Annotated in this window: 7 protein-coding genes; 3 read left to right on the top strand and 4 right to left on the bottom strand. The window is 53.2% G+C overall.

What is annotated here, in order from left to right; genetic code table 11:
• Positions 1-421: 421 nt before the first annotated feature.
• Both B3Z49_RS19120 and B3Z49_RS19115 read left to right on the top strand, forming a co-directional pair.
• A complete protein-coding gene (locus B3Z49_RS19120) occupies positions 422-1,288 on the top strand; it encodes a formylglycine-generating enzyme family protein (protein ID WP_296993722.1) in 867 nt (288 codons plus the stop codon).
• Positions 1,289-1,396: 108 nt separating this feature from the next.
• Positions 1,397-2,164 (top strand): DUF6969 family protein, encoded by a 768-nt coding sequence (locus B3Z49_RS19115; protein WP_296993720.1) that lies wholly within the window; start codon positions 1,397-1,399, stop codon positions 2,162-2,164.
• Positions 2,165-2,291: 127 nt separating this feature from the next.
• On the opposite strand, the gene B3Z49_RS19110 is transcribed toward B3Z49_RS19115, so the two are convergent.
• The gene (locus tag B3Z49_RS19110) at positions 2,292-2,690 is read right to left on the bottom strand and encodes a c-type cytochrome (protein ID WP_063088884.1); all 399 of its coding nucleotides are present in this window, start codon (positions 2,688-2,690) and stop codon (positions 2,292-2,294) included.
• A 473-nt stretch (positions 2,691-3,163) separates the two neighbouring features.
• Here B3Z49_RS19110 and B3Z49_RS19105 point away from each other — a divergent pair, with 473 nt between their 5' ends.
• Entirely contained in the window at positions 3,164-4,300 is a 1,137-nt protein-coding gene (locus B3Z49_RS19105; RefSeq protein WP_008889656.1) for a DUF2336 domain-containing protein, read from the top strand.
• Between the two features lie 144 nt (positions 4,301-4,444).
• On the opposite strand, the gene B3Z49_RS19100 is transcribed toward B3Z49_RS19105, so the two are convergent.
• From B3Z49_RS19100 to B3Z49_RS19090, 3 genes are all read right to left on the bottom strand, one after another.
• Positions 4,445-5,836: a TRAP transporter large permease gene (locus tag B3Z49_RS19100; RefSeq protein ID WP_063088886.1), complete on the bottom strand. Its 1,392-nt coding sequence runs from the start codon at positions 5,834-5,836 to the stop codon at positions 4,445-4,447.
• A 21-nt stretch (positions 5,837-5,857) separates the two neighbouring features.
• Entirely contained in the window at positions 5,858-6,442 is a 585-nt protein-coding gene (locus tag B3Z49_RS19095; protein ID WP_296993713.1) for a TRAP transporter small permease subunit, read from the bottom strand.
• A gap of 110 nt (positions 6,443-6,552) precedes the next feature.
• Positions 6,553-7,614, bottom strand: coding sequence for a TRAP transporter substrate-binding protein (locus B3Z49_RS19090; protein WP_174713873.1), 1,062 nt, complete (start codon positions 7,612-7,614; stop codon positions 6,553-6,555).
• Positions 7,615-7,746: the final 132 nt, after the last annotated feature.

The raw sequence follows: 7,746 nt of genomic DNA, 5'->3' as shown, positions 1-7,746 counted from the left end.
GCCATCGCCATCGGTGTTGCCATGGCAAGGCTGGTGCCGATTGCCATCGCCGGGATGAGTGCCTTTTGTGCGAAAGTCATGGATTTCTTGGTCATGTCGTGCCTCTCTGAAGATCCGGTAAGTTCAATCCGGGGCGTTCCATCGCCCATCGGTAAGCGCACTATGATCCAATTCTTCACCGAAGCGGCGTCACATGGTTTCACTGTTGTGTGAGACCGTCGTGTTCAAAAAGGTGTTTGCCTACAATTGATTAGAAGCCCATTAGATAAAATGCATGTCAGAAATGCCGGTTGAAAACTGTCAAACCGATTGAAAGTGCGGCAAAAGTTCAGCATCTTGGGGTCAGTTATATAGGGGGCTTAAGTTGGGGTTTCGTTTGAATAAAGCGTGAGCCGCACCGCCCATCAGGACGGAAGTTTGTATGATAGTCGGGGATCGTATCGCAGAAATCTGGAAGTTCTGCGCTGTTGCGTGCGTTGTTGGCCTTGCGGGAAACGCAGAGGCGGCAGGTAATGGAATCCCCGAGACGGTCGACATTCCGTCTGGTTGGTTCTGGCAGGGATCTGATTCAATCGAACGGCAATATGCCTATCAGATTGACGAGCAGGTCTATGGCCACGATATCAGCCGCCGTAACCGTTGGTATGATCTCGAAGCCGATAAATGGCGCGTGCATCTTTTGGGCTATGATATCGGCAAAACACCGGTAACCAATGACCAGTATGCGGTTTTCGTTGAAGAAACCGGCCATCTCGCACCAACGATCAGTCAGGAAGACTGGGAACGTCAGGGGCTGATTTATAACTATGACACCATCGTGCCGTTCCTTTGGAACGATGGTCGTCCCCCGCGCGGGCGTGGCAATCATCCGGTCGTTCTGGTGTCGTGGCAGGATGCCAACGCCTATACCCGCTGGCTGAGCGAAAAGACGGGTGAAAGCTGGCACTTGCCCGACGAGCTCTATTGGGAAAAGGCAACGCGCGGCCCGGATGGTACGTTCTATCCTTGGGGAAATATTTTCGATGCAAGCCGCCTGAACAGTGCCGATAGTGGACCGTTTGATACCATGCCTGTCGGCCAGTTCGAGGCAGGGCCATATGGTGTGCTTGACGGTGTCGGGCAGGTGTTTGAATGGACGTCTTCGTCTTCCCAGCCGGGCTATCGCACAGTTAAGGGCGGATCATGGGATGATCGCGGGTGCGGGGTTTGTCGCCCGGCAGCCCGTCACGCCCGCCCGGAATATCTCAAGCACATCCTGATTGGTTTTCGGGTGATGCGCGATCATTGATCGCCCGAGACGATTGTTGCAAAGCGCCATCAAATCACTAACTGTTGAAAGGGGTTTATTGGCGTGATCGGTCGCAAACCGCCTTATTCTGTGCAAAAGGAATAACGGGTGGATCGCAACGATGTTGGTAAAGAAATGACTGAAGACAAACTCGATTTGGCGTCTATCCCGACAGATCAGCTTGAAAAGATGTTGGCCGCGGGACGCGATGTTATGGAATGTCACCGCGTTCTGACGGCGACGGGAGATAACATCGTCGGTGAACTGATCAAGGGGTCGGGGACGTTCTATGAATGGAACCACTACCCCGAGGGCGATGTCTATGATCGCCAGTCACATGCGCAGTTCTATTATCATGCCCATCCCAAGGAAGAACGCCGGGACTGGGACGAGCACGGGCATTTCCATACCTTCATGCGCCCGCGCGGCATGCCCGATGGTTGCAAACCCAAACAGATCGAAGGCTTCACCTATCCCGAGGGGCCGAACGATGCGCTTTCGCATTTGATCGCGTTTTCGATGGATGAGTTCGGCTTTTGCCAGCGATTGTTTACCACCAACCGTTGGGTCACCGGCGAAGTCTGGTATGACGCCGAAGACGTCATCGGCATGCTTGATGGTTTTGTCATCGACCATGCCCAGCCGTCTTGGCCGGTCAATCGGTGGGTGTCGGGCATGATGGTGCTTTTCCGGCCACAGATTGAACAACTGATCCGCGAACGCGATCAGGCGGTTGCCGATTGGGCGCAAAAACACCCTGATCGTGACGTCTATGAAGATCGTGACCTTGAAGTCACCGCGACCCTGGATGTTGCAACGGTGGAGCAGATGCGTGCGGTCGGCGAAGAACTTCTGCGTCGGCGCGAGGCGGCATAGCGTGCCTGCGCAACAGGTATCTGCAATACCCAGGACGCATCGCCAGATATTGTAAACAGAGTGCAAATAACAAAAATGGCCGGGGCATTTTGCTCCGGCCATTTCGTATTGCGAGATCGTGAAAGTGTTATTGAGCTTTCAGGAACTCGATGATGTCGGCAACATCTTCATCTTTGTTGAGTTTGAACGCCATTTTGGAACGTTCCTTGGAGCCCGCGATTTCACTGAGCTTGGCCGACGGGTCCTTGAGGTAGTCGTTAAGGAACGCCTCGTCGATGACAAAGCCTTTTTCGCAGGCAGCAAGATAACCCTTGCCGTATTTGAAACCTTCAACCGTGCCGCATTCACGACCGAACGAACCCGCAAGGCTTGGGCCGACCTTGTTCACACCAGCATCAAGGCTGTGGCAAGCAGCACAGCGCTTGAAAAGTTTTTCACCTTTCTCCGCATCACCAGCAATCGCAGGGGCGGCAGACAGGAAGGCGATGGAGCTGGCAACGAGAACCAGTTTGCGCGAAAACGTCATTATTGAGCCTCTCTCTTAGTTCGATGTTCCCGGTGATCGGGATAATGCACCACTTTTTGGCGCATCTGTGGGTAAACGCAAGGTCAACGCGGGATATTGTTATGCGTCGAACAAGTACAAGATCGCTTGATCTTCAAAAACTGGTAACCAGATCTATCATAGTGTGATGGTGAAAAATTTGAGTTTAGTCAATTTTTGGACTGAGCTGTCGAAATTTGCCAGATTTCAGATGCTTCTGATTGCTGGTGTAAGGCCTACGACTGAAATAGTGTGTTTTTGCCATTGTGGCAGAAGGTTTGATGAAATCCATCAGGGGCGCGGAATGTCCCGGTTCGACAATTGATCAACAGGATGGTTGAAAATCAGGACGTTGTGCCCCAACTAAGGAAAATATGTTTGTCGAATTCCTGCCAGAAGTATAATGTTGCGCAGAAATATGGCAGCCATATCAGAAGCGTGCCAGGAGATATCTATTGCCACGTATCACCAAAGAAGATCTGAGCAAGCTGGTTCAGGACCCGTCCGGGGAAAATCGCGCGGACACGGCCGACAAGATCAGTCGTGAGTTCACGACCGAGACCCTGACTGACAGCGAACGTGTTCTGGCCGAAGATATTTTCCGTCTGATGATCCGTGACGCGGAAGTCCGCGTGCGCAAGGCGCTTGCCAAAAACCTTGCCCAGACGCCTTTGGTGCCGCATGACGTTGCCGCGACGCTGGCCCGCGATGTGGATGAGGTCGCGCTTCCGGTTCTTGAATTTTCCGAAGTTCTTAATGACGACGACCTCGTCGATATCATTGGCGATAACGCCGATAGTGTCGAAAAGCAGCGTGCGATCGCCTCGCGGTCATATGTTTCCGAAGTCGTTTCGGCAACGCTGGTCGATATCGGCCATGAAGACGTGATGGTCGACCTGATGTCAAACCAGGGTGCTGAAATCAGCGAGGTTTCCCTGCAAAAGGTTGTTGATGATTTCGGCGACAATGAACGCATCCAGAAACCGATGATCGAACGCAATCATCTGCCGATCACGATTGCCGAACGCATGGTGACACTGGTGTCCGAACGGATGCGTTCGCAACTGATTTCACGTGGCCACATCCCGGAAGGGATCGTTAACGCCGTCATGACCCAGTCGCAGGAAAGCGCGACCATCGGGCTTCTTGGTGATGGTGTCGAAGAACGCGATGTCGAACTGCTTGTCGAACATCTTTATAACAACAAGCGTCTGACCAGCGGTTTGATCCTGCGCGCATTGTGCATGGGCGATGTATCCTTCTTCGAGGCCGCCTTGGCGAAACGTGCCGGTGTTTCTTTGATCAATACCCGTATTCTTATTCATGACAGTGGTCCGTTCGGCCTTGAAGCGATCTATAACAAGGCCGGCATGCCAGAACATTTCTTCCCGGGTGTTCGTGCGGCGATTGAAGTTGCCCGCGAGACTTCCTTTGACGGTGAAGAACATGACAAGGAACGCTATTCGCGCCGGATGATCGAACGGGTACTGACCCAGTATGGTGATCTTGGGGTCGAGTTCGATTCAGACGACGTCGATTACCTGATGGGCCGTATGTTGCAGCTTCCGGGTGAACGGGCGTTGCATCACTGATCTCGCCTGTCAGCACGATGATCTTGCAGTCAAAACCGCCCGATGTGTAATCCGGGCGGTTTTCTTTTGGGTCTTCGTTGGCCAAACAAAAAGGGCGCTGCCATGCCGACAGCGCCCTTTGTCAGTTCCTATCCAAACGCCACACTATTCAAGCAGCGTGTTGGGCATCCAAAGTGCCAGTTCCGGGAAGTACATCACAAGGATAAGACCCAGAACCTGCAGAAGTACGAAGGGAATGATGCCTTTGTAGATCTGCTGGATGGTGATGGATTTCGGCGCCACGCCCTTGAGATAGAATAGGGCAAACCCAAACGGTGGCGTTAAGAAGCTTGTTTGCAGGTTCACCGCTACAAGGACCGCAAACCAGGTCAGAACCTGTGCCTCGGTGGCTTCAAGGCCGCCGATATCAAGGTGATGCCCAAAATCAAGCTGGGCAATGACCGGTGCAAAGATCGGCAGCACAATCAGGGTGATCTCGACCCAGTCAAAGAAGAAGCCAAGGATAAAGACGATCAGCATCAGCAAAAGCAAGATGCCCCACGATCCCAGTCCGGCACCTTCAACAAGGTCAATCACCAGATCATCACCGCCCAGCGAACGGAACACATAGGAAAACACCGTCGCGCCGGCAAACAGGAAGAACAGCATCGCGCCGGTCAGTGCCGAACGTTCGCAGACATCCTTAAGGACCGGCCATTTAAGGCGGCCCTTGACCAGTGCCAGGAAGGTCGCACCAACCGCACCAACGCCTGCGGCCTCGGTCGGGGTGGCGAAACCGGCAAAGATCGAACCCAGAACCAGTACGATCAGGAACACTGGCGGTACGAAACTGCGCACCACCATCATCGCCAGATCCTTGCCATGGATGGCTTCGCCTTCGGGAAGCGGCGGGGCAAGCGACGGATTTAACTGGCAACGTACAAAGATGTAGACGGTATAGAGACCCGCCAGGATCAAACCCGGAAGGATCGCCGCCAGGAACAGGTTACCAACCGATACCGACAGAAGGTCGGACATCAGAACCAGCATGATCGATGGCGGGATCAGAATGCCGAGCGTACCCGATGCCGCAATGGTCCCGGTGGCCAGTGACGGATCATAATTACGACGCATCATCACCGGCAGGGCAAGCAGGGTCATCATCACAACCGATGCGCCAATAATACCGGTGGTCGCCGCCATGATGGTGCCCATCAGGGTTACCGAAAGGGCAAGACCGCCCGGCACTTTACGCAGCAGCATGTTGAGGCATTCCAGAAGATCTTCTGCAACACCACTTTTTTCAAGCATCGTGCCCATGTAAATAAACATCGGCACGGCAACCATCACCATGTTTTCGGAGATGCCGCCCCAGATACGTGAAACGATATTGAAAAATTCAATAAACGAGAAAACGTCATAGGCCATGCCCAGGAAGCCAAAGCCGATCCCGATGCCGGAAATGACGAAAGCAACCGGAAGTCCCGTGAAGACAAGAATGCCGAGCGAGGCAAACATGAACAGCGGAAACCAGTCTTCGATATAGAAGTTATCCATTTGGAATTATCCCCGTTCCGCTCAGTCTTTGATCTTGGCAGTGCCAAGTTCTTCAAGATGGTGGGTCCCGACATAGTATCCTGCGCGCTTGTGCAGGTTGGTCGGGCCAAAGACATAGACGAAGCATTTCAGGAAGATCGAAAGCCCCGCCATGGCGAGAAGGCCAAAGCCGATGGGAATGGTTGATTTGATGATCCAGCGATGGGTCAGACCCGTTGTTGAAGCCGAAACTTCGCCGCTTTCAAAGGAACGGGCGACAAAATCAAACCCGAAATACAGCACCAAAGCACAGAATGGCAGCACGCAAATGATGCCGCCGATCATCTCGACAATCGCGCGGGTACGGGGGCGAAGGTTGTCGCGGATAAGTTCGATACGAACGTGTGAGTCGCGAATATAGGCGAAGCCAAAGCACAACATAAACAGGCCGGTATGCAGGTGCCACTCAAGCTCCTGGAGCTTGATGGATCCCTGACCGCCGAATTTACGTTGGATCACGTCGTACAGGATGACGATCATCAATGGTATCGCAAGCAGGCTTGCCCACTTTCCCACACGGGTCACGATGGCATCGATGATGTCACTAAATTTCAGTAGCGCTTCCATAGAAGGTCTCCCGGGTCTTCTTATCGCGGTCAAGGCCGGGGCACGGAGCACCCGGCCTTGCCGAGACTTGTTTTTGTCGACTGACTTAACAGTCGTTCAGACCTGTTTGATTAATCGAGATAACCGATGTCTTTCCAGATCTTGTAGTTTTCGCGGAAGCTCTGGAGGCTTTCGTAAGCCATTTTGAAGTTCGCATCTTCAGCTGAAAGCTCGGCTGCGACTTCCTCCCAGGCACCACGCATGGCATCAAGCATTTCCGGCGACCATTTCTTGATGTTCACGCCTTTTTCCTGAAGTTCTTTCAGAGCGTCGAACTGGATCGCTTCACCTTCTGCAAAGCCATATGCAAGGTTGTCGTTACAGACGGACTCGATCTGGGCACGCTGGGTATCGGAAAGCGCATCCCATTTTTCCTTGTTCATCATCAGATCGAACAGGGTCGACTGCTGATGCCAGCCCGGGAAGTAGTAGTACTTCGCGACCTGGTGGAAGCCGAGTTTCAAGTCAATCGCCGGCATGGAGAACTCGGTCGCGTCAATCGTGCCAAGTTCAAGTGCCGGATAGATGTCGCCACCGGCCAGAAGCTGGGTGGAAACACCAAGTTTTTCCATCACTTTCGCGCCAAGACCGAAGAAGCGCATTTTCAGACCCTTAAGGTCTTCCGGCGAATTGATCTCCTTGGAGAACCAACCAGATGCTTCCGGTGCGATCAGGCCGCAGAACAGCGATTTGATGCCATGTTCGGCATAAAGCTTGTCAAAGATTTCCTGGCCACCGCCAAACTTGACCCATGCCAGATATTCACCTGCCTGCGGGCCGAACGGAACGGCACCGAAAAGCTGAAGGGCCGGAACCTTACCTGCCCAGTAACCCGGGGTGGAGAAGGCGGCATCGATCGAGCCGGTCGAAACCGCATCGAAAACTTCCAGTGCCGGCACAAGTGCGCCCGGCTCATAGAATTTGATGTTGATATTGCCGCCAGAAACTTGGTCGATCTTCTCGTCGACGCGTTTGCCAAGCGTACCAAGCTGGGTCAGGCTGCCCGGATAGGTCGAGCCCATTTTCCAGCGAACGCGATCCTGGGCATCCGCATCAGAAGGCACCGCCGCAACCGCGACCGCAGCAAGAACGGCCGCACAAGTTGCGGATTTAAGCATTTTAGAAAAAGTCATTCGTCTTCCTCCCTAAGAAGTCCGAAATTGGTAATACCACGTGAGGCCGACCACCACCTTTTGCTTTTATTATTGGGTGGTATTCTCCCCGATTTTTATGTTGCAGGGCGAAGCATAAGCGTATTTCGCAAG

The sequence above is a fragment of the Thalassospira sp. UBA1131 genome (genome assembly GCF_002311515.1).
Taxonomy (GTDB): domain Bacteria; phylum Pseudomonadota; class Alphaproteobacteria; order Rhodospirillales; family Thalassospiraceae; genus Thalassospira.
This window is presented reverse-complemented; position numbering and strand designations above follow the sequence as displayed.

Excerpts from the sequence above, each read along its gene's own strand:
- B3Z49_RS19120 (WP_296993722.1), top strand. The coding sequence starts at position 422 with ATGATAGTCGGGGATCGTATCGCAGAAATCTGGAAGTTCTGCGCTGTT.
- B3Z49_RS19110 (WP_063088884.1), bottom strand. The coding sequence starts at position 2,690 with ATGACGTTTTCGCGCAAACTGGTTCTCGTTGCCAGCTCCATCGCCTTC.
- B3Z49_RS19100 (WP_063088886.1), bottom strand. The coding sequence starts at position 5,836 with ATGGATAACTTCTATATCGAAGACTGGTTTCCGCTGTTCATGTTTGCC.
- B3Z49_RS19095 (WP_296993713.1), bottom strand. The coding sequence starts at position 6,442 with ATGGAAGCGCTACTGAAATTTAGTGACATCATCGATGCCATCGTGACC.
- B3Z49_RS19090 (WP_174713873.1), bottom strand. The coding sequence starts at position 7,614 with ATGACTTTTTCTAAAATGCTTAAATCCGCAACTTGTGCGGCCGTTCTT.